Here is a 21,362-nt window from a genome sequence, read left to right as displayed (position 1 = left end):
GGGCCGCCTCTCAAGCTACAGACTCTTCGCGGCGCGCAGGCCGTCTCGGCCCGCTAACCCCAGTTTCCAAACACGAACCTCTGGATATCCTGGTTCAGCATGATGGCGAAGAAGCCGAGGAACAGGGCCATGCCGGCAAGCGACATATAGTTCATGGCCTTCTGCGACACCATTTTGCTCGATACCTTCTGGAAGATTTCCACCACGAAGCGGCCGCCATCGAGCGGCGGGATGGGCAGCAGGTTCATGATGCCAAGGGAAACCGAAATCATGGCCATGAACTCGAGAGCCTCCACAAGCCCAGCCTGGAAGTAGTCCTTCGACATGACGGCGATTCCCACGATGGACGTGGAATCGGACACCGTCTGCGCCGCCGTTGCCGGGTTGAACAGGCCGATGACCGCCTGTACCACCATGCCGATGTACATGAAGCCGGCCTGCAGCGCCTGAAGCACCGAGGCGTGAATGGTGACGATCTCACCGGTCTCGGGGTGCTGCACCTGGAAGCCGATAATCGAGAACACGATGATGAACACGAGCATAGCGAACAGCAGGTTCATGAAAATGCCCGCTAGCAGAATGACCGAGCGCTTCCAGAAAGGAAGGGAGCGGTACTGCTGGCGGTATTCAGATTCGTAGAGCGCGTGGGGGTCGGCCACTTCGCGGGCCTGGCCGAGCTCGTAGGACGCCGGTGCCGGCAGTCCCGCCTTCTCCGCTTTCTTCAGAGCGCGCTTGGTGGGCTGCACGCGGGGAGCACGGTAGGTGTTGTACTGGTCTTGCTTGGTGGGACCCACAACACTGCCCCATTCCACGAGCTCTTCCAGAGCGTCGTAGGCCGCGTCATCGCTTATGCCGCAATCGCGGGCCACGTCTTCCATGTTCGCCGTACCGCGGCGATACAGTGCGGCGAGCACCTCCTGCAGGTGGGGCTGCAGGGGACCCGCCTCCATACCGCAGACCTTGGCATAGCCGCCAAGGGGCACCGCCGTCACGCCGTAGCGGGTCTCCCCTTTGGTAAAGCCGATGGAGGGACCGGGCAGGCCGAGCATGAACTCGGTCACACGCACGCCGAAAGCCCGCGACGCCAAATAGTGGCCGCCTTCGTGAATGAACACGAGGAAGCCGATGCTGATGACCGCACAGACGATCATGATGAGAATGTCCACAGATATCTCCTTATTGCATGAGGCCCCGCCTCGCAGGTCGGGGCTGGTTTTCGTTGCCCATTATAGAAAGCCCGCAGCCGCTTGCTCGGCCTCCCCCTTTCGCCCCGTGAAATAACTACAAGGTGCCTACCAGCTCTCCACGGAAGCGGCGGGAAACGACCAGCGAGAAGCTCGGCTATGACGGCGCTGCGTCATGCGGGAGGCCAAAATGAGACTTTCCCGCGACAAAACTGCGAAAAGCGGGGGGCGCGATACGAGACTTCCCGCCGTCATTTCTGCGGTTTTGCGCTCCTAAAGTGCAGTGCGTCGGGCTTCGGAGCGCCGTACGCCAACCCAACTTCATGGAATCCTTTCGAGACAACGACGTTACGAACGCGCTCCGCTCCCGACACCTCACCAGCAACACAAGCGCGGATTCAGGACCGCGCAGAGAGGAGTTACCGTGGATTCACCCCGTCCCGCCCCCGCGCGTCCGCCCCAAGGACGCTCTCGCGCCCTGTTCAACATGCTGTTGGCCTTCGCGCTCCTTTTTGGGCTTCTGCCCTTCATCACCGCGCCGAGCACCCCGGCAATCGCCACGGAAAGCGAGGGCGTTCCTGTCATGTTCCACTTCAAGGATGCCGCAGGCGAAACTGTCGATTTCGCCAACTTCACCGTTCCCTACGTGCTTGAGGACGACAACCTGGTCGCTGTTGTGGACGAAGGCGGAGACCTCGGCCTTGATGAGGCCTTGCGCTTTGCCGTCTACGAGGAGTACGCCACGTTCGGCGATCGCCAGCGCGATATCACGGCGGAATGCTCCCTCGATGCCGCTGCGGGCACCGTGCGTATTCCGGCTCGCTGTCTTGAGAGCATCGCCACCTTGGGCGTCGTCTTCGAGCTGTCGCCGGCCCACCCCGCCTACGAGAAGTACGTGCTTGCCGATTTGGACACGAGCCCCCAAACGCTCGCCCTCGGAGATGAGTCAACGACCCTCGCGTCCGATATTCCCGACCTTCTGGCCGAGGCAGGCGGCATCGCTCCTTTGGCGGCAGGCTTTCCCGGGGAAGCCGAGAAGCACTACGCACTGAACCCCTACACGCGCCTTGAAACGTTCGATGTGGATATGCCGCGCAAGCAGGAAGCCTACGGCTTCCCCAGCGACTTGGTGGGATCCTATGGTTTTGGCGCCTTCTTCGGAACGTCGCAGCGCTGGGTCAACGGCGTTTCTCAGGGCACCGATTTCAACAGCTACGTGCTCAACACCGCATCAAGCAGCTTCGATGCCGTGGTGGACGCCTTTCTTTACGAGACCATCGCCGGCCGCAACGGCGCCGATGCGCCCTTCGCCACCTCGCGCTCGACAAGCAATTATCGCGACCGCCTCGTGACCACGGGAAACGAGTACAAAGACGCCAGCTACAGCTCGGGCAAAGCCCCCAGCAATCGCGCCATGGCTCTTGCCACCTGCGGAACGGCCGGCGTTTCCAACGGATACGGTGCCGTAGCGAGCAACCCCAACGGCGATAACTACATCACTTACAAGGGCGTCTACACCGGCCCCCAAAGCCAATACCACGGCTGGTACAAGTTCTACTTCAAGATTGATGCCCGCTCTGCGGCCACACATCAGGAATTCCAGGATGTTGTGGGATACCTGCTCGTTGCGCCGGTCAACACCGGGCGCGCGCAGCTGGTCAAGACCTCTGCCGATGCCGCCATCTCCAGCGCTAACGGCAACTACTCGCTGGCAAACGCCGTGTTCGCCGCTTTCGACAACCGCGCGGCCGCAGAATCTGCTGTGGCCCAGGCGGCCAAGGGCGCCTGGAAAAGCTGGCAGGATGCGCGCACGTGGTCCCAGGCGAACGCCTCGTTTACCCTCGCCACTGGCGCGGACGGCAAAAGCCCCATCGTGGAGGACGTCGAGGGCGGCGACTATTACGTTTGCGAGCTGTTCGCTCCCGCAGGCTTCCGCCTGAACGAAGAAATCAAGCGCGTCACTGTGGAGGCCACAAGCGACGAAAGCGTCGTCTGCCAGATCGCGTTCGCAGACGAGCCCAAACGAGGATCTATCGACCTGCTCAAGCAGTCGGGCTATCCCGAAGTCACCTTCGGGCACCCTGGCTATACGCTGGCAGGTGCCGTTTACGGCGTCTATACCGATTCGGCCTGCACGAAGCTCATCCGCGAGATTCGCACAAGCCTCAATGCCGACGCCGACGGCTATGGGCGCATCGACGAGGTGCCCATCGGCTCTTACTGGGTCCGTGAAATTAAGCGTCCCCTGGAAGGCTACGCGCTCGATTCGCGCACCTATGCCATTACCGTATCCGACAAGACGGTGACCCGTGTCAACACCAGCGCTGTTTCCGACAAGGCCAAGCTGAGCCCCATCTCCCTCTTCATTCAGAAGAAGGACGCCCAGAGCGCCCAAGGCCACGCCCAGGGTGCCGCCTCGCTGGGAGACGCCCACTTCCGCATCAACTACTATGCCGCTAAGAAAGCCTCGCTTGAGACAATCGAGGGCCTAACGCCGCAGGCAAGCTGGACCGTGCGCACCAACGATGAAGGCGCGTTCTTGCTCGACCAGGCCGAGCGCTCGTTCACCCACCTCAAAGCCGATGGCACCACCGAGGAGCTGCCCTACAAGGTAGCCGGCGACGCCTTCTACAAGCTTTCAGACGGGCGCATCGCCATGCCCATCGGCACCTACACGATCCAAGAGGTGAAGGCACCTCGCGGCTATCTGCTCGATCCGGCCATCCACGTGCGCCACATCACCGATGCCGATACTGACGGCGAGATTATCGAGACCTTCGACGCCGAACAAGACGGAGACCTCATCACCGACCGCATCGCCCGAACCGACCTGCGCTTCATGAAGCGCGCCGATGGGGCCGCGAAGCTCGCCGGCATTCCCTTCAAGCTCACGTCGAAGACAACGGGAGAGTGGCACATCATCGTCACCGACAAGAACGGCCTCGCTTCCACGGCCTCGACGCCCGCCCATCCCCACGACGGGAACACCAACGGCAACGACGCGCAGTTCATCGGTCCTGACGGCAGCTTCCAAATGCCGCTGGTTTTGGACGTCGACGCCCTTGATCCCTCGGCGGGAACGTGGTTTGGCCTTAACGCCGAAAACGAGCCCGTGCCCGTAGACAATCGCCTCGGCGCGCTTCCCTTCGACACCTACGAGCTTGAGGAGCTGCGCTGTCCGACGAACATGCTCTTCCAAATGATTCGCGACGAGATTGTCGTGGATGAGAGCGACGAGGGCCTTGCCATAGACCTGGGAACGCTCAACAACACCGCCTCGGGCAAGCCCACCATTCGCACAAGCGCCTACGACGGCCTTGCCGACGACTTATACGATTCTCAAATCAGCGCCGACACCGAAGCTCTCATCATCGACCGCGTCACCTACTCCGGCCTTGAGCCCGGCGAGACCTACCTGGTGCAAGGCACGCTCATGAACAAGGCGTCTGGAGAACCGCTCCTCGTCGACGAAGAGCCCGTCACCGCAGAGGTCGAATTCGTTCCCGAAGATTACAACGGCTTCGTTAACGTGACCTTCGCGTTCGACGCATCGGGCATCTCTGATGCCACCGACTTGGTCGTCTTCGAAACGCTGCTTCAAGAGGGGAGCGAAATCGCCTGGCACCGCGATTTGAGTGACCGCAAGCAAACGATCTCTGTGAGCCCCCTCGCCATTGGCACCACGGCCCTTGACGCCGCGAGCGGAACCCACGAGGGCGTTCCGGCTGACGAGGTCACCATTATCGACACCGTCAGCTACCAGGGACTGACCCCTGGCGCCGAATACGAGCTTTCCGCCGTGCTCATGAACAAAGCGGAGGGCACGCCTTGGCTCGTCGAGAACGAGGCGGTGCTTGTCAACCACACGTTCGTCCCCGAACAGCCCTCGGGTACCACCGATGTTGAAATAACCATTCCCGGACAGAATTTGGACGGCGTGAGCCTCGTCGTCTTCGAGTCGCTGCTGCACAACGATATCGAAGTGGCCCTGCACGCCGACCTTGAAGATGAGGGGCAGACCGTAACCTATGTCTACCCGGACCTTCCCCTTCCTCCCACCGGCGGCGATGAGCCCGAGTTCCTCGAGCCGGAGCCTTCCCAGCCCACCACGCTCGTGCAGCGACTTGCTCAAACGGGCGATGAGGGCCTCGTGGCTATCTGCCTGGTCGCCCTGCTTGCCGTCGCAGGCGCCGGCGCCGCCTTCGTTGCCTACCGCAAGCGCCGCTAGCTCTCTGCGCGAGGGGCGGCTCCGCTAACTCGGCTGCCCCTCGGCCCTTCGAGGGCTGCCTTCGGGCGCTGCGCGCAAGCTAACGACGATCGCACCACACACGGGCCGCGCTGCGGGCCCAGGCATCGACGGCCTCAAGCTGCTCGAGACTTTCCACCACTTGGACGCCCCCGCGCTCGTGGGCGTCCATGGTCGCCTCGACGCAGCGAGCGATGTCGAGGTATCCGATCTGCTCCTTGAGAAACGCCGCCACAGCCACCTCGTTGGCCGCGTTCATGACATCGGGCAACGTGCCTCCCACCTCGCCCGCGTGGCGAGCCAGAGCAAGACAGCGGAACGTATCCGTATCAGGGGCCGCGAATTCAAGAGAGCCTAGTGTTCTAAAATCGAGCGGCTTCACGGGCGCCTCCCAGCGCTCGGGATAGGACAAAGCGAACTGAATGGGAATGCGCATATCCGTCGTGCCCAGGTGGGCGAGCACCGAACCGTCGGTGAACTCGACCATGGAATGGATGGCACTCTGGGGCTGCACCACCACTTCGATCTTCTCGTAGGGCATGGCGAAAAGATGGTGCGCCTCTATAACCTCGAGGCCCTTGTTCATGAGCGTCGATGAGTCGATAGATATCTTGGCGCCCATGTTCCACGTGGGATGGGCCAACGCTTGAGCCGGTGTCACCTGCTCCAGCTCCTCGGCCTTCTTGCCGCGAAACGGACCGCCCGAAGCAGTAACCCACAGCTTCGAAACCTCGCGCGGGTTCTCCCCCAGCAGGCACTGGTAGATGGCGCCGTGCTCGGAATCGATGGGCATGAGCGCACCGGCAGGACCCGTCGCCGGCGCCACGCCCGCTGCGCGACGAGCCGCGTCGACGCGAGCGGCCAGGGGCATGATGAGGTCGCCCCCTACGACGAGAGACTCTTTGTTGGCCAAGGCGAGCACCTTGCCCGCCGCAAGCGTCGCGTAGCTTGCCTGCAGGCCGGCCGCTCCCACTAGGGCGTTTACCACAACATCGGCCTCGGGAAGCTGGGTCAGCGCCGCAACGGCTGCAGGGCCCACGCCAAAGCTCGCCCCCGAAACCTCATCGTCGTCGGCCGTAGCAGGCAGCGAACCGACGAGCGCCGCAAGCTCGTCGCAGCGCGGATCGTCCTTAAGGGACGCATCACCTATGGCCACATGGCGTACGCCAAACTCGCGAGCTTGGATGGCAAGCAGGTCAATCGAGCCATGCACGGCAAGACCGACAATTTCCAATCGATCGCTGTGCTGACGAACGACGTCGAGCGTCTGCGTACCGATAGACCCGGTCGAACCGAGAACGACAATACGGCGCTTGGCCATAAAAGCCCCTTTCCAACACCGGCAACTCGTTTGGGCCAGTTTTGCGGCCCGCTAGAAAATAGCGTAGGGAATGCAACCGCCCACCACCAATAAGATGGCAGCGGTAATAGAGGTTAGGAACAGCGAATCGCTGCGATCGAGCAGGCCGCCATGACCCGGCATAATGGTGCCCGAGTCCTTGAAGCCCGAATTGCGCTTGATGCGGCTTTCGGCCAAATCGCCCAGAACGCCCATGCATCCCGAGATGATGCCGAACACGATAGCCTGGGGAATGCTCATGGAAACGCCGGGGACCAGCGTCATCAGGCACCAGAACACCACCGCGCCCACAAGACCCGCGATAAAGCCCTCCCAACTCTTCTTCGGGCTCGTACGCGGCGCCAGCTTATGCTTGCCAATCTTGCTGCCCACCAAATAGGCAAAGGCATCGTTAGCCCACACCGACAAGAACAGCAGCAATACACATATACCGCCCCAGGGAGCGGGCAGCGATACGCGAATCACAATAAGGCCGCAAAGCAGAAGACCCGTATAGGCCGCCCCGAAGAAGCTCACGCCCACATCGGGAATGCGCGCTCGCAGCCAGAAGACGTACCAGACCAAAAGGGCCAGCAGCAGGGCGAGGCTCACAAGCATAGCGCCCACGAGTCCAGCCACATACACACTGAGCGGATAGAGCACCGCCGCGATAATGCCGAGCATCTCGTTGGGCAGCTTGGCGTCGGAGCGCAGCATGTAGAAAAACTCCCCTGCGCAGATGCCGGCTACGGCCATAAGCATGACCACCATGGGGATATTGCCCGCCAACACGCAGATTACCGTGACGGCCGTATACACGACGCCCGTGCGGAAGCGCACTTGCAAATCGGAGGGGTTTCTCAGCTTGTCCGGCGTCTTGTCAAGCGCCTTTTGCTTTAGGCGATCGCGCTTCTCTTGGCGCGTCTCGCGCTTTTCCTCGCGAGCCGCACGCTCTTCCTCGGACAAATCGTAGTGCCAGGGCGGCCCGTCGGGGGCCGACTCGGCATCCCACACAATAGGAGGCAGCTCGCGATTCTCGTCAGGCTGCAGCCGGTCGAGCAAACGCGTCCGCTCTTCGGGACCCTCGCCCGCGGGCTCCTTTATGCCCGGGCGAGCGCCGTCGGCGCGCTCTTCGCGGCGCACGCGGTGCCCGTGGTCGCCCTGGCGCAGGCGCTCCCGCGCACGGCGCGCACGATCTTTCTTCTCGTCTTCGGAGATGCCGCCGCGCATTTAGGCCACGCCCCCGAAACGACGATCGCGCCCCTGGTAATCCAGCAAGCACTCCAGAAAGGTGTAGCGGTTGAAATCGGGCCACAGCACATCAGTAACCACGAACTCGGAGTAAGCAATTTGCCACAGTAGGAAATTAGAGACGCGCATCTCCCCCGATGTGCGGATGACCACGTCAGGATCAGGCATGCCGAACGTATAGAGGCCCTCCTCGAACATTTCCTCTGTCGGCGCCTCAACCTCACCGCCCGCCTCGGCAACAAGCGCCGCACGACGCATGCAAGCCTCGCAGGCCCGAAGAATCTCTTGGCGTCCGCCGTAGTTCACAGCCACCACCAACGTCATGCCGTCGTTGTCGCGCGTCTTTTCCCATGCTTCGCCGAAGGCGTCACGCGTTTCCTGGGGCAACATGGACAAATCGCCGATGGTGCGCACGCGCACGCCTTCCTCATGAAGCCCATCAACCTCGGCCAGCATGGTCTTGGCGAACAGGTCCATAAGACCCACGACCTCGTCTTCCGGACGCTTCCAATTCTCCGTAGAAAAGGAGTAGATCGTCAGGTACTTGACACCTAGGTCCGACGCGCACCGGATAGTCTCGCGCACCGCCTCGATGCCAGCTTTGTGGCCCTTCAGGCGATTCAGCGCGCGCTTTTTCGCCCAACGCCCGTTGCCGTCCATGATGACGGCAACTGATTCGGGTATTCTCTCCAAATCAAGCGCCCGCGGGTCGAGCCCCGCAGGCGGATTTGGGAATATGTAGTCCAGCGGCTTTGCCATAGCACATCGTCTCTGTCGCAGAGATTAAATCTCCATGACCTCGGCTTCCTTCTTTTTCAGGGCCTCGTCCACCTCGGCGACGTACTTGTCAGTCATCTTCTGGATCTCAGCTTCGGCACGCTTAGACTCGTCCTCGGGAAGGTTGTCGTTCTTCACGGCCTTTTCCACGGCAGAGTTGGCATCGCGACGAGCGTTGCGCACGGCCACGCGAGCTTCCTCCGCGTAGGTCTTGCACTGCTTCACCAAATCGCGACGACGCTCCTCGGTAAGGCTCGGGAACGGCAGGCGAATGACCGAGCCGTCGTTGTTCGGCGTCACGCCCAAGTCGCTCTCCAAGATGGCCTGCTCGATGGCGCGCAGCACGCCCTTGTCCCAAGGCTCGATAACCAGCAGGTGGGCCTCGGGCACCTTCACGCCGGCCATCTGGTTGATGGGCGTGGGCACACCATAGTAATCGACCTTGATGCGATCAAGCACCATGGCGTTAGCGCGACCGGTGCGCACGCCGCCGAAGTTCTCCTTCAGGGCCGCGAGGGCCTTTTCCATGCGCTCCTCGGCGCCCATCAAGATCTCATCGATATCTGCCATGAGGGTTTCCTCCCTAATCGTCAAGGGACACCTTGTCCCTAAAGTCTTCCAAAACAGGGATGCCGGCCTGCTGACGTCCGCGCACCCTAGGCCGCGTCGGCGCGGCCAGCTACTCGACGACCGTGCCCACCGGCTCGCCCTGCAGGGCAGCCTTGATGTTGCCGGGCTTGGTGAGGTCAAAGACAATCATGGGCACGTCGTTGTCCATGCAAAGCGACGTGGCCGTGGCGTCCATAACGTGGAGCCCCTGGCTCAGCACGTCCATGTAGCTGATGCGATCGAAGCGATGGGCGTCGGGGTTTTTCATCGGGTCGGCATCGTAAACGCCGTCCACCTTGGTGGCCTTCATGACGCAATCGACATCCAGTTCGCAAGCGCGCAGGGCCGCCGTCGTATCGGTCGTGAAATAGGGGTTGCCGGTGCCCGCGGCCAAAATGACCACGCGGCCCTTCTCAAGATGGCGGATGGCGCGACGACGAATATAGGGCTCGGACACTTCTTGCATGTTGATGGCGCTCTGCACACGAGAGAAAATGCCGTGACGCTCGAAGGCGTCCTGCAGCGCCAGGGCGTTCATCACCGTGGCGAGCATGCCGATGTAGTCGGCCTGGGAGCGGTCCATGCCCTCAGCCGATCCGGCCAGGCCGCGGAAGATGTTGCCGCCGCCGACGACAATGGCCAGCTGCACGCCGTCGTGGATGATTTCAGCAATCTCTTCAGCCAAGTCGTCAACCACCTTCGGGTCGATGCCATAGCCCTGATCGCCAGCAAGCGCCTCGCCGGACAGCTTGAGCAGCACGCGGTCGTACTTGTATTCGTTCGCCATCGAGTTCATCCCTTCGTCGGCAGGATTACTGTAAACGGATACATATTACCCGAAGTGCTCCGTCAACATAACGTCAGCGCGCCAAGAGCAAAGAAATAGCGGAGCCGCACATCGCATTCCTCTGATTCTTGTACGCAAATGCTCGAATTTTCTGCAAAAAGGACGTAGTCATGTCATATTCGACATATGACTGATTAAACATCGCCATACTCTTTGAGTCATGGACGAGACAGACGACGTACAAGATCGCATTTATCAGCTGGGTCAGCAGATTCGGATGCAGCGCATTGCTCAAAAGCTTTCGCAAAAGAAGCTAGCGCTCATGGTGAACACTGACCAGGCAGTCATCGCACGCATTGAGGCGGGTAAGCACAACACGGGCATCGTCAAATATATCGAAATAGCCGATGCTCTCGACGTCCCATTCAACCACCTCGTGAAGTTTTAATCTTTGAGCTCCGTGAATCGGCGACTCGAGCTACGGCCCATTGACATCAGAGGCCAAACTCCCTGTAGAGAGCCTCGCGCCTTTCGGGGTCAACAGCGACGAGCGCGACTTCTTCGGTTCGGTTCTCTTCAATCAGTCGGGCGATGAGCGCGCCCATGCGCTTCTCGGCCTGCTGCGCCCCCTCCCGAAGCCCCTCAGAACGGCCCTCCTCGCGGCCCTCCTCGCGGCCCTCCTCGCGGCCCTCTGCGCGGCCCACCTCGCGGCCCACCTCGCGGCCCTCCTCCAGACCCCGTTTCATGCCGTCCCGGTAGCCCTCTTCGGCAATCAGCTCTGCTTGAATCCTGGCATCTTCGATATAGGTCAGCATATCCAAACCCTTCTGCCTCCAGACAGCACTGCCATTGGCCCGCGCAACCGCCGCTGCGATATCGTCCACGAGCGAATCGCCGTCTTTTTCCTCGGTCACCACGTATCTTAGCAGACTGCGCAAGCGTCCTTCGGGCAACAACTCCCAGGCAGAAGCGTTCAAGACAAGCCACTGAAATCCGTGGCGCACATCAAGTGCATCGTCCTCGCAGCATTTCATCTCGAAATGATAGACAGGAAGCCCCGTCCCAAATTGATCCTCAGTGCATATGAACACGATGTAGCTTTCAACGAGGTCTTGATAGCGCTGCCCGCGTTTGAGCTCAGACGAATCCATGATGGATTGGTAATAGCGCATGCGCCGTCCAAGAGACCGCATAGCGTAAGCTTGAATCTCCACATCGTAAACAGCGCCCGTCGTGCGCGCATAGGCATCAAGGCGAACGCCCTTGGCGCCAAGCCTCGGCTCAAGCGCCTTCTCCGTTTCAACGCTCTCTACCCGATCGACGGGCTGACCAAGCACGACCTCCAAAATGCGACGACATATATCGTGCTCATCGGTCATGACTTGGTTGAACATGGGCCATTCGTGAAAACGCAGATTACGCGGCTCGTCCATGGGCCAATCCTTCCTCTTGGTCTGGAAAGACAGCCTACGCCCTCAAAGTCGCAGAAACGACGGCGGGAAGTCTCGTTGCGCACCTCCCGCAAAACGCCCCGGCCTCACGACAAAGTCGCATTGCGACCCCCCGCAAGCCGCGCCGCTTTCGGCCCGCGGCCTACCCCAGCTCCCCCTTTGACGAGTCGACATCCCGGCTGTCAGCTGCAGAGTCCGCTGACTCGTATACGAGCAAGTCGCCCGGCTGACAGTGCAGCTCGCGACAAAGTTTCTCTAGAAGGTCAATGCGGATTCCCCGCGCATGTCCGCAGCGCAAATGTGAAATGTTGACCGGAGATCGGCCGACCTTTTCGGCCAGCTCGCTGGCCCCGACGCCGCGCCTCTTCATCACCATCTTCAATCGCGTGACAATCGGCATCCTAATCTCCTCTCTCTTCACCCCGCAATAGCGCCACCAATCCTTTGCCTACGCGGCGTGCTCAACAACCTTCTATGACCTTCTTGACATATTATCACTTCTCATAACTTTAAACATAAATTCTATTCTAAAGAAAGAGTGAAACAGATTGCTAAGCGGTAAATTTTAAGGCCACTCACATCGCCCGTGCGCTCCATCACGCCTCGGGCATGGAGGGCACCTCAGTGGTCCCCAGGTCGGAATAGGATGCCGTGACAGACATAACAACGGGTTCGCCCCCCTGCGCGTCCGGCGTGACCCCATTGACCGCCATATACACCTCGTACAAGCTTCCATCGGGATTAACCCAGTATTCCAGCGTGATGCTATCCACGCTTTCAACTCCATCGAAACTCATATCAGCCGGCAAAGCGCTTCCGTCCACGATGAACGCATACTCGGTCAGGCCATAACCGTCGTAGGTATAACCCGTATCGGCATAATCAATCAGCGCGAGAGCCTGCTCTGTGCCGGTGGAGTCCTCCGGCAGACCGCCCTCGCCTTTCGATACGAACTGATCGCCCTGGAACACCATGTTCTCGTCGCCCTGGAAGAACGTGAGCAAAGCCTCATCCTCGTTCCCGTCGGTTTCCACGTACAGCACGGCATCGCGCCCGTTGCGCAGAACTTCCGCGTGCACAAGAGCCTGGGATTCACCGTTCACGACAACCTCAGATTCTGTGACGCACGTCAGATTGTCCGGCAGCGCAGCGACGCTTTCCGCAGCCGCCTTCTGAGTCGCCGCAAGATCCGTGCTCGTCATAACCGACGAGGGCTCGGGCGCCTCGGGCACGTCCGTCTCACCCCACTTGCTGAAGTCAATAGTGCCCGAAGTCGTCACGCTGAACGCTTCGTCGATGCCGTTCGCCGTTCCCGAGGCATCAAACGTCTGCTGCACAAGAACGCCTTCACCGTTGAAGCGCACCGATACCTGAGCGCTTTCAACATCACTCACCATACCCATATCGTCGGGCACCTGCTCGGGACCCGCGAATGCAAAACTATAGGTGACGCCGTCATCGCTTTGCGCCACATCGGAAAGCGTTTCGGCCGAATACTCCACCTTTCCGGCCGGACAGAATTCCGCCATGTCCATCTCGACCAAATCATCTGCGTACTCGATGGACACATCCGTCACTATTTCACCGTTGACCTCAATCACCTTTTCGCCCACGAAGTATTGCTCGAGGCCGGCAAGCACGGAATCCTCAGGAAGATACGTCACATGCTGGTAGCTGACATCGCCCGCGTCATCACAAGCCACAGTCAAAGACGACACGCTCTCCTCGGTCCAAGAGCCATTATCAAGCGTGTAGGTCTCGCGATAGTCGTAGGTATAATTGTCGGCCTGCGACGACATCAACTCCTGGAAATCCGCGAACTGCGCCGCCTTATCCTCTGAAGACGCTGCGGGCGCTTCCGCAGGCGCCCCATTCTGGTCGCTGCCACCCTTGCACGCGCACAGCCCTAACGCCAAAACCGCCGCCAACGCGCCAAAGGCAACACGCTTCCCAAGTAAACCCATTCCAGCCACCTTGCTCCCTCCCAACTGCCGCATCCTGCGGCATCACTGAACGCTTATCGTCCAATCATAGTCCTTACGCACCTATTTATGCAACTAACTTAGCTCACGTAAGCTGCAGCAAAGTGGCCTGGTGTTTTTCAAAACCTGGGGACGAGCACTTGTAACTGACACTCGTCCCATTACGCTCCGATAGTCTATTTCGCCTCGTAAAGATCGTTGTAGAGCTGAACAGCGTAGTCATCCGGCAAAGACGAGACGAAGTCCAACACCATCATGTCCAGCTCGTATTTCTGCCTTTCAGTATCCCAGCGAGGCGATGAGGCGCTGAAGGCACTTTCGTAATCGAGGCGATAGCGCATTGGTATTAACGCAATAAGGCCCGCGGCCATCGAAGACACGCCCTCTGGGTTAATCGGACTCTTTTCCTTCTTCGTGTTGTCTTTCTCCACACATTCCTCGACAGCAGGAACAAGCTTATCGAGCAGGCCTTTAAGAACGGTTTCGGCACGAGCGTTCAACTTCGCGTTCTCGGGCGATGTATACACGAAATGCTTGAGGACGTCTTTCAAGAGTTTGATCGTCGCATAATGGTCACCGAAAAGATCTGCCTCTTTTCCGCCGTCGATGTCTGGTCTGGAAAGCGAGCACGCCGCCGAATACCGGAGCCAACCTCTCACAACATCGACCCATCTTCCTACATAGGTTTCCTGCATCTGTCGTTTTTGGGCAGCATCAAGTTTGCTATCTGAGCAATCGGAAAGAGCCTTTCTAAAAGTATGCACAGTATTCTTACCTCGAGGGTTCCCGCCGCCGCCAGCAAGTAAATAGCTAGCATAGCGAGTACCAATACTTCCATCTTTTGCGATTAAATTGTCCTCGTCCGACACTTTGTTTGTAATGAAATCATTCATCCACTCGTAATCCTCTTCATCACCTGCAATAAACGAGAGCAAGTAGATGAGCGTGAGCGTATTCCGGCAACACTTTTTTGAGAACCGCTTTTCTTCTAACCACGAAAGCCATTTTTCGGTCATGAACGAAACAGCTTCATCAACCGTGAACATGCCCTTTCTAAACGCGTCCTCGAAATCCCCCGTAGCATAGGAGACATCGTCTGCAGCCTCCATAACCAAGGAGAGCCTACTCCGTTCGCGCTCGGACAGGCCAACTGCCCTCTCGCTCGCGCTCTGCATCTTCTCTACGCGCTCAGCATCGGAGACGAAGTAGTTGTACTTAACCTTTTTGGGGTTCTGGGCAACCGCCTCGCGGACACCCCATGGGTACTTAACCATCGCGCACAACGTCAACAACGTAGGGTTCAAGCGACGGCCGTCATAAAGACCTGTACCGCGCAGGGCCATGCGCAGCGAGTTAGCGTTTCCTTCGAAGTAGCGGAGATCTAAGCCGTCGGACGTCTCACCAGACGTCGCACCCCTCTGGCTGAACCAGTCGCGTATAGCCTCTTCCCCAAAATGTCCGAACGGGGGATTACCGGCATCGTGAAGCAAGCACGCTGTCATAAGAGCGTATCGCAACGTCTGAATCTGCTTTTCGGTAAGAATCGTCTGACCACTTTTGGGGTCGGGCTCCTCGGCCTTCGCTAGCATTTCGTCGAAAATTTCCGCGGCATTTACGGCAACTTCCAAAGTGTGGGTAAGACGAGATCGCACGAAATGCTCTCTATCCATAGGAAACACTTGAGTTTTTCCCTGCAACCCACGCAACGGCATCGACAGCATCGCCCTCATATAGTCAATCTCGCACGCCGAGGCTCCATGTTTATAGTACTTTTGCATCGGTAAGAGCTGACCATTCGCAGCACCTTCCGGCTCCTCAACGAGCCTCTCAAGCATCGCCTCATCGAAGTTCCAAAAGGACGTAGTTTTCGCATTCGGCATTTTAGCGTTTACCATATACATGATTCTCCTTCTATTTCCAATCAATCCTTTTTACAAGCATGCTCATCGTTGCTTGTAGGGCAAACCAAGAAATAGTCAAACGACCTACTCAAGCAATCCAAGTGCAGCGGCATCGTCGCCACCGACAAAGTCGTAGTTGCCAGCCGCAATCGCGTGTTTTCACCGTCTTGCTATCGCCACATGAGACACTTCTTGCCTTGTAAACTCCCTTGGTATAAAGAACATCCTCCTGGCGCTCCAAAAGCAATATTGCAGTAACCCTGTCCCGCCCAAGAGCAACCGGCCCTATTCGAAGCTGATGTTGCCTATCTTGGTGCCCTCGGGCAGGTCCTTCACGGCCTCCCACAGCTGGTCGGTCATATCCCAGTACACTTCCATGTCGGATACCTCCATGTTGTCCAGGGAGTCCCCCCCGCCGAGGAAGAGGGGGATTCTGTAGCCGGCGCACTCCATGGGCCCCACGGGTGCGTGGCCCGTCAGCCACTCCCGATACCTCCCGACCTCAAGGCACGCCTCGCTCTGATTAGGCATAACCTCGTTCAGGAAGGCCACCAAGTCTTTCTCGATATAGTACATATCGAGAGTTGCGATTTCCAAGAGAACCACGAGCCCCTTCCCGTCTCCTTCCCGCTGGTCCACCGCAAAGCACCGCCCCATCCAATCGTATCCGATCAGGTCAAACTCACCGCGAAGCTTCGTGAAACATCCGGACACCACCCGATGCCATCTCTCCAGGTCGCCGCGCTCGAATACCCTGAACACCCCGTTGCCGAACGACCGGCCGCCCAGGCCGTCGATGAACGCGTCGTAGGGATCGGCCGCTCCGTCCTCGAGGACAGGGGCCTCCCCGAAGTACTCCAGGAACCCCGCGAACATCGAGGGATCGCCCTCCGTCTGGGCCGGCTGGGCCTTCTTCCGCTTGAACAAGTCGAACATCTCGCTTCCTTTCACTCGAATATCACGTTGCCGATTTTAGTGCCTTCTGGAAGGTCCTTTATCAAATAGTGTATCTGGGCTCCCATGCTCCGGTTGACACTAGCGTCGAGGGGGCGCATGTTGCTCACATGGTCGACACCTCCCAGCTGGAGATCTATTACATGGTCGACATCGTAGCCAAAAGGCACCGAGTCTTTCCCGTATTCCTTCTTGAAGGCATCAGCTGCCGATCCATTCCTCTTCCCCACGGTCGTCTTCGCTGTGTCTGCTCTCGACAGATCCCGGGCTTTCCTCGTCGCCTGGGATATCTGGACCTCGTCCCATATGTCCTTCTTCTTCAGCACGAGGTCCACCGTCTTATCGGGGCGCTCGACGGCCCTTACGGTGCCCGCCTTATTGCTCTTGATGACGTTTCCAACCACCTTCGGCGAGGCGGCGGCCTCGAAGGCGCTCAGGCCGCTCTTGAAGGCCTTGCGGGCCGTGTTGGCGCCCCCGAAGGCATCGCCCACGCCGGGGATGGCCGAGAGGAACGAGGCGGCCGCCTCGCCCCAGTTGCCCTCGGCGGCGTACCACAGGCCGTTGGCGACGTCGGCGGCGGCGCCGATGCCGGGGATGAACCCGAGCAGGTCCAGGGCCCCGTGGCCTATGGCGGCGAGGTCCACCCCCTGGGTCCTAGACTCGCCCATATGGGCGGCGGTGCCGCAGAACGCCGCCTTGGCGGCGGCGGCGCAGTTGCGCGCGCGGACCGCGGAGGCGGTGAGGGCGACCGTCCGCGCGGCGCCCGAGGAGAGGCCGCCGGGGCTGCCCCCGCCCTTGCCGCCCCCGTAATAGACGCTCCGCAGCCCGCCAGACGAGCCGACCACGACCACCGAGTCCGCCGGCGACGGCGGAAGCCGATTAAAGGCCTCGTTCGTCGCGAGGGCCAGCTCCTTGGTCATTTTCCTGAGCGGGGGCGTTTTCACCAAAGAGCCGGAGGCCCTCTTGACCGCTTTCGCCATCTCGGAGACGATGCTGGGCCTCTTCGCGGCCTTCGTTTTCCTGCCGCTGCCCTTCTGCACGCGCTTCTTCGTTGCGCGCTGCCTCGCCTGCCGGGTTTTCCGGGCCTCGGTGTGCCCCGTGGGGTCTTCGTACGCCACCGGGTTGCCGCCGGCGTAGGCGTAGCGGTTGAGGCTCGCGGGGTCGGCGGCGTCGCCCAGGTAGGAGTCGCGGCTGCCGAAGGCGCCCATGGAGGCTTCGTACCAGCGGGCGCGCAGGTACTGCAGGCCGACAGGTAGTCTCCCCGCTCTCAGCGCGCGAGCAAGACCTCCTTGTGACCCGCGGGGCACGTCACCGCGTCCGAGAAGGCGTCGGCGAGCAGGCTCATGCCGGGACCGTCGGCATAGATGATGACATCATACGACGAGTACCGGACATCGATGAGGAAGGCCCCGTCGCTCCCTCCACGCTCGCCCGCGATTCGCATGCCCCTCGGCCGCAGCGCGTCCTCCAGCACCGGTTTCACCGCAAGGTCCTCGCATCGGAGCCGATTCTGGCGACGCATGCGCGCCTTGGACTCGGGCACGACCGGGTCCTCGCGCTGGATGTACAGCTCGAGCGACCCCCGCGCCATGCCGCTCCACTCCTGGAGCTCTGCGCACGATGCCAAGAGGACGTCGGGGCCCGCCAAATCGAGAAACGCTTCCGTCAACATGGCCGCCCCGTCGCCGTTGACTTTGAAGAGCGCCTCGCCGTCATGCACTGTCACCAGCACGTCCCCGTCAGCGAACGTGCCCGCTTGATAGCTTTCTCCCATAAATAGGCACCTAATTGATTCTATCAAGTTACCTCTAATCATTTTTTACTCCTCGCAACATCGGTCAATCTCACATGCTTCACTCTATATTCATCTATCGTTAATCTGCCCGGTTTTCTGGGGTTTTCGACACACACTTCGAAATTGACATGAGGAGCACCCCAATGATGCCCCTCTATATCATTAATTCCCATTCGAAACTGTCTTAAGCCGTCGGCGGAGACGTAGCGTCCGTTTCCCATGTCCTTATAGCCTGGACCCAGATAACCTAAAGCGAGGTCAGGCACTTCGCTCGTCGTCATCGCTTGACCGTCGACGATATCGTCAATGTCCACGGTTTGACGGACAAGGCCCGATGAAAGGTCGACCTTCCCCGCCGCTTTGGATAGATCGGCCGCCTCTTCCGCTGTCTTTCCTGCTTTGCCGAGCCTGCTAAGCCTGCCTGCGGTCTTCGCAGCTCCCGGTACAGCTCCAGGGCCCGTCGCCATGGCACCAAAGGACAGCAGCCCCCTAGAACGTCGCCCTCAGAAAGCTAACGATTCCATCTGCAAAGTCGAAGGGCTCTCCGATCGCCGGAATCTGACCGGCAAAACCTAGTGCCACATGCAAGACATCCGACACACTGCCTTTCGTGGGGGTTATCCCGTAGTCTCTTTGTCGCTCCGCGGTGCCGCAGAACTGCCGTTTGACGGCAGCCGCCCTGCCACTCGAGGCGCCGTACGCGCTCTGCCGGTGCGACGAGCGCCGAGTCGCCGCCCGCCGGCCGCGTGAGAGAATCGCCGAGGAGCCCAGGCGATTCGGATAGGACCATCTCAGCCGCAATCCCAATAGTACATAACGCGCGAGAAGTCGAGGTGGCGCAAATCGTCGCCGTTGATGAGGAACACGCCAGTCCCGCAGTCTCCCCAACTAATATGAGGGACCGCCCGGTCGTCGACGCTGGACCCCAGCTGAAACAAGACGGTGTCGTAGCGCTTCAGTCCCTCGGCATCGGGCCACGCCCGAGGGTCGACCTGTTCAAACGTCGGCCACCCTCCCACCTGCTCGCGCGATCCCCGAGGTGGGCACACCTCCAGGATGTCAAGCACCATCAAATCGTCCGCAAAATCGAACGCGCGCCACAGGACGGGCAAGTCGTAGGGGCCCCGACAGAACGATCGCAGCGGCGCGTCGGGCATCAGGCGGTCCCACGTTTCGGTAAACAGCTGGTCGAATCGCCAGTCGTCGGCCGTCGCCGGCTGCATGGAGGCGCACTCAGCGAATCTGAGACGAAAGCAGCCCCTAGGCTTGAAGGGCAGGCGCCCTTCGGTCCCCGCGGGCGCAGCGACGGGGACGAGCGGCTCGGCCCCCTCGGCCCAGTACAGGACACGGAACCCATCCTGAGCGTCGTAGGCACCAGTCTCGTCCAAGCCGAATTCCGCGCCGTCGCCCCTCACGAAGAACTGGAGGAGGCCCGAGCGGGGGAACCCCGACAGCGGGGCCAGGTCGGAGCAATCGACCTGGGCGAGCAGCGCGAGCGGCCGGCCAGCGCCGTCGCACGGCCACTCAGAGCAGAACGGCAGGAGGGGACTGCCGCCTATTTTGCTACCGGGAAACTCGTCCGCCACGCGCTCGCCGACCCCGAAGCGCAGCGACGGCCTCGCCACGAACTCGGCCAGCGCGAGCGTCAGCTCCCTCAGCTCTCGATCGATGCCCACGACCGCCTCCTCCCTTGTCCGCTCCTGCGCTACGACCCGCCCTCACACGCATATCGTCGGGAACACGATGCTACCCTTGGGCAGCTCGCTATCCCACACGAGCTTGAATTCGAGTCCCCTCAAACCGCACTCCTCCACCCGGGTTTTAAAAACCTCCGTGCAAAACGGACAGTACACCCTCTCCTCGGGGATGCCGAAAAGCGTCAGCGGGGCAACGACCTCCTCGTTAAACTGATATTCCCGAAAACCCCTCACCTTGCCGGTTTTCCTCCGCGCTACGACCGACTCTTCATGGTTCACGCAACCTTCGGTCGACATCACATGAAGAAGCCACAAGGGCTCGTCCTCCAACCTCGCGGGCAGCAGCTCGATGTTGTCGTCCAGCAAATCCTCTAGGCACTCCTTAGCCCGCTCGGTCACAATCAGCGAACGGCTCGTAAATACCGGCGAGTCGAAATGCAGGGGCGCATGCGTGCCGTCTATCCCTTGCAGCTCCAGCCGATCCCACTCGCTTTTGCGCGGCATGTCGTTGAGAACATCGATGTTGAACTGGAAGGTGCCGCCCTTTACCTCGACCCAGTCTTCATTTTCCTCAGAATGCCGCACTTTCCATATCTTCACAGAACCACACCCCTTCCTTTTATTTGTAGTCAAAAGTGCCCGCAAGCAGTTCGTTCCGTATTTCAGCGAGCTCCTGAAGCACACCTTCCTTTGAATCTGCAGCATCCGATAAACGCCTATTAATTTCATAATAATACTTATTTGTATGCAAGCCTGGATGGTAAATGCTCTCTGACACAATTTCCTTCTTAGCTGGCAGGAAAACGCCGTTCGCAGGACTATTGATGTCTATGCCCCATCTCTTAAGAATCCTTCGCGCTTCTTCAGCCTTCTCTGCGCCTCCAGCAACAATATGATGCGCAGCATATCCCGAAGAAGGAGGAGATATGCCAATTTCTTTCATATTCCGTCCGAGTACTTTCGAACTCGCCGGTAAGCCTAATCTCAACGCCGCGCTAGATTCCTTGAACGCATCAAGCGCAGCATTTGCGATGCTCTTCGTGAGCCTTCCGCCCTTTAAAAGATCGCCCCCATAGGGCAAAAGCGCAGCAACGGCGGATATCGCCATATTCGTGTAATCGCCCTCAAGGCCGTACGCCACCGCATTGGCTCCGTCGGATATGGGGTGGGGTCGAAAATGCCCATGACGTCCAGCGTCGTGTGGGGGTCGGAGCCCAGACTCCTCTGCTTGGGAGCGCCGAAGTACTCGGCCGTCGTGCAGAAGAGCTCTATCCGGCGCTCGCGAGCCCGACGCGCCTCCTTGTACAGGGCGCTGCGCCTCTCCGCGGCGCGCGACCCCCCGCCCTTCGACGCTGCCGGCAACAAGGAGCGCACGGCCGTTTGGGCCGT

19 protein-coding genes are annotated in these 21,362 nt (G+C 59.9%); 2 read left to right on the top strand and 17 right to left on the bottom strand.

The genetic code is table 11. The features are described 5' to 3' along the window. Nucleotides 1-53 precede the first annotated feature (53 nt). Entirely contained in the window at nucleotides 54-1,166 is a 1,113-nt protein-coding gene (locus tag VJ923_RS07460; RefSeq protein ID WP_326440136.1) for a site-2 protease family protein, read from the bottom strand. A 442-nt stretch (nucleotides 1,167-1,608) separates the two neighbouring features. Between VJ923_RS07460 and VJ923_RS07455 the strand changes: the two genes are divergently transcribed. Then, nucleotides 1,609-5,412 carry a VaFE repeat-containing surface-anchored protein gene (locus VJ923_RS07455; RefSeq protein WP_326440134.1) on the top strand — a complete coding sequence of 1,268 codons (3,804 nt, stop codon included), beginning with the start codon at nucleotides 1,609-1,611 and terminating at the stop codon, nucleotides 5,410-5,412. A gap of 79 nt (nucleotides 5,413-5,491) precedes the next feature. Here VJ923_RS07455 and dxr read toward each other — a convergent pair whose 3' ends face one another. The 5 genes from dxr to pyrH all read right to left on the bottom strand — a co-directional run bounded on the left by dxr (nucleotide 5,492) and on the right by pyrH (nucleotide 10,193). Next, complete coding sequence (dxr, locus tag VJ923_RS07450; protein WP_326440132.1) at nucleotides 5,492-6,751, bottom strand: 1-deoxy-D-xylulose-5-phosphate reductoisomerase; 1,260 nt, start codon at nucleotides 6,749-6,751, stop codon at nucleotides 5,492-5,494. 51 nt (nucleotides 6,752-6,802) lie between these two features. Next, nucleotides 6,803-7,633, bottom strand: coding sequence for a phosphatidate cytidylyltransferase (locus tag VJ923_RS07445; protein ID WP_394355968.1), 831 nt, complete (start codon nucleotides 7,631-7,633; stop codon nucleotides 6,803-6,805). A 366-nt stretch (nucleotides 7,634-7,999) separates the two neighbouring features. Next, entirely contained in the window at nucleotides 8,000-8,779 is a 780-nt protein-coding gene (locus VJ923_RS07440) for an isoprenyl transferase (protein ID WP_326440128.1), read from the bottom strand. A gap of 24 nt (nucleotides 8,780-8,803) precedes the next feature. Beyond that, the gene (gene frr, locus VJ923_RS07435; protein WP_326440126.1) at nucleotides 8,804-9,367 is read right to left on the bottom strand and encodes a ribosome recycling factor; all 564 of its coding nucleotides are present in this window, start codon (nucleotides 9,365-9,367) and stop codon (nucleotides 8,804-8,806) included. Nucleotides 9,368-9,476: 109 nt separating this feature from the next. Then, nucleotides 9,477-10,193, bottom strand: a complete 717-nt coding sequence (gene pyrH, locus VJ923_RS07430; RefSeq protein WP_326440124.1) for a UMP kinase — start codon at nucleotides 10,191-10,193, stop codon at nucleotides 9,477-9,479. A 220-nt stretch (nucleotides 10,194-10,413) separates the two neighbouring features. On the opposite strand from pyrH, the gene VJ923_RS07425 reads away from it, so the two are divergent. Then, a complete protein-coding gene (locus VJ923_RS07425; RefSeq protein ID WP_326440122.1) occupies nucleotides 10,414-10,641 on the top strand; it encodes a helix-turn-helix domain-containing protein in 228 nt (75 codons plus the stop codon). Nucleotides 10,642-10,687: 46 nt separating this feature from the next. Here the strand turns inward: VJ923_RS07425 and VJ923_RS07420 are convergent, their stop codons facing one another. The 11 genes from VJ923_RS07420 to VJ923_RS07370 all read right to left on the bottom strand — a co-directional run bounded on the left by VJ923_RS07420 (nucleotide 10,688) and on the right by VJ923_RS07370 (nucleotide 21,114). Then, nucleotides 10,688-11,626, bottom strand: coding sequence for an Rpn family recombination-promoting nuclease/putative transposase (locus VJ923_RS07420; RefSeq protein WP_326440120.1), 939 nt, complete (start codon nucleotides 11,624-11,626; stop codon nucleotides 10,688-10,690). Between the two features lie 160 nt (nucleotides 11,627-11,786). Then, nucleotides 11,787-12,020: a helix-turn-helix domain-containing protein gene (locus tag VJ923_RS07415; RefSeq protein WP_326440231.1), complete on the bottom strand. Its 234-nt coding sequence runs from the start codon at nucleotides 12,018-12,020 to the stop codon at nucleotides 11,787-11,789. Between the two features lie 220 nt (nucleotides 12,021-12,240). After that, the gene (locus VJ923_RS07410) at nucleotides 12,241-13,617 is read right to left on the bottom strand and encodes a hypothetical protein (RefSeq protein WP_326440118.1); all 1,377 of its coding nucleotides are present in this window, start codon (nucleotides 13,615-13,617) and stop codon (nucleotides 12,241-12,243) included. Between the two features lie 185 nt (nucleotides 13,618-13,802). Then, nucleotides 13,803-15,527, bottom strand: coding sequence for a dGTP triphosphohydrolase (dgt, locus tag VJ923_RS07405; RefSeq protein ID WP_326440116.1), 1,725 nt, complete (start codon nucleotides 15,525-15,527; stop codon nucleotides 13,803-13,805). Between the two features lie 285 nt (nucleotides 15,528-15,812). Then, nucleotides 15,813-16,463 carry a hypothetical protein gene (locus tag VJ923_RS07400; RefSeq protein WP_326440114.1) on the bottom strand — a complete coding sequence of 217 codons (651 nt, stop codon included), beginning with the start codon at nucleotides 16,461-16,463 and terminating at the stop codon, nucleotides 15,813-15,815. Nucleotides 16,464-16,474: 11 nt separating this feature from the next. Continuing rightward, complete coding sequence (locus VJ923_RS07395) at nucleotides 16,475-17,788, bottom strand: RHS repeat-associated core domain-containing protein (RefSeq protein ID WP_326440112.1); 1,314 nt, start codon at nucleotides 17,786-17,788, stop codon at nucleotides 16,475-16,477. Further along, nucleotides 17,749-18,255 (bottom strand): hypothetical protein, encoded by a 507-nt coding sequence (locus VJ923_RS07390; RefSeq protein ID WP_326440110.1) that lies wholly within the window; start codon nucleotides 18,253-18,255, stop codon nucleotides 17,749-17,751. Before VJ923_RS07390 ends, VJ923_RS07395 begins: the two co-directional genes overlap by 40 nt. A gap of 38 nt (nucleotides 18,256-18,293) precedes the next feature. Then, nucleotides 18,294-18,743, bottom strand: a complete 450-nt coding sequence (locus VJ923_RS07385; RefSeq protein ID WP_326440108.1) for a hypothetical protein — start codon at nucleotides 18,741-18,743, stop codon at nucleotides 18,294-18,296. Nucleotides 18,744-19,067: 324 nt separating this feature from the next. After that, nucleotides 19,068-19,952: a YwqG family protein gene (locus tag VJ923_RS07380; protein ID WP_326440106.1), complete on the bottom strand. Its 885-nt coding sequence runs from the start codon at nucleotides 19,950-19,952 to the stop codon at nucleotides 19,068-19,070. A gap of 42 nt (nucleotides 19,953-19,994) precedes the next feature. Continuing rightward, a complete protein-coding gene (locus tag VJ923_RS07375; protein WP_326440104.1) occupies nucleotides 19,995-20,573 on the bottom strand; it encodes an imm11 family protein in 579 nt (192 codons plus the stop codon). A gap of 19 nt (nucleotides 20,574-20,592) precedes the next feature. Next, nucleotides 20,593-21,114, bottom strand: a complete 522-nt coding sequence (locus VJ923_RS07370; RefSeq protein ID WP_326440102.1) for an AHH domain-containing protein — start codon at nucleotides 21,112-21,114, stop codon at nucleotides 20,593-20,595. Between the last annotated feature and the right edge of the window lie 248 nt (nucleotides 21,115-21,362).

It is taken from the genome of Adlercreutzia shanghongiae (assembly GCF_035830635.1).
GTDB lineage: Bacteria > Actinomycetota > Coriobacteriia > Coriobacteriales > Eggerthellaceae > Adlercreutzia > Adlercreutzia shanghongiae.
The sequence above is the reverse complement of the archived record's forward strand: the minus strand, read 5'-3'. Positions and strand labels throughout refer to the sequence as shown.

Bases quoted from the DNA above. Each gene is read 5' to 3' on its own strand.
- dxr (WP_326440132.1), bottom strand. From the start codon at position 6,751: ATGGCCAAGCGCCGTATTGTCGTTCTCGGTTCGACCGGGTCTATCGGT.
- VJ923_RS07440 (WP_326440128.1), bottom strand. From the start codon at position 8,779: ATGGCAAAGCCGCTGGACTACATATTCCCAAATCCGCCTGCGGGGCTC.
- frr (WP_326440126.1), bottom strand. From the start codon at position 9,367: ATGGCAGATATCGATGAGATCTTGATGGGCGCCGAGGAGCGCATGGAA.
- pyrH (WP_326440124.1), bottom strand. From the start codon at position 10,193: ATGGCGAACGAATACAAGTACGACCGCGTGCTGCTCAAGCTGTCCGGC.
- VJ923_RS07425 (WP_326440122.1), top strand. From the start codon at position 10,414: ATGGACGAGACAGACGACGTACAAGATCGCATTTATCAGCTGGGTCAG.
- VJ923_RS07420 (WP_326440120.1), bottom strand. From the start codon at position 11,626: ATGGACGAGCCGCGTAATCTGCGTTTTCACGAATGGCCCATGTTCAAC.
- VJ923_RS07415 (WP_326440231.1), bottom strand. From the start codon at position 12,020: ATGGTGATGAAGAGGCGCGGCGTCGGGGCCAGCGAGCTGGCCGAAAAG.
- dgt (WP_326440116.1), bottom strand. From the start codon at position 15,527: ATGTATATGGTAAACGCTAAAATGCCGAATGCGAAAACTACGTCCTTT.
- VJ923_RS07400 (WP_326440114.1), bottom strand. From the start codon at position 16,463: ATGTTCGACTTGTTCAAGCGGAAGAAGGCCCAGCCGGCCCAGACGGAG.
- VJ923_RS07390 (WP_326440110.1), bottom strand. From the start codon at position 18,255: ATGGGAGAAAGCTATCAAGCGGGCACGTTCGCTGACGGGGACGTGCTG.
- VJ923_RS07385 (WP_326440108.1), bottom strand. From the start codon at position 18,743: ATGGCGACGGGCCCTGGAGCTGTACCGGGAGCTGCGAAGACCGCAGGC.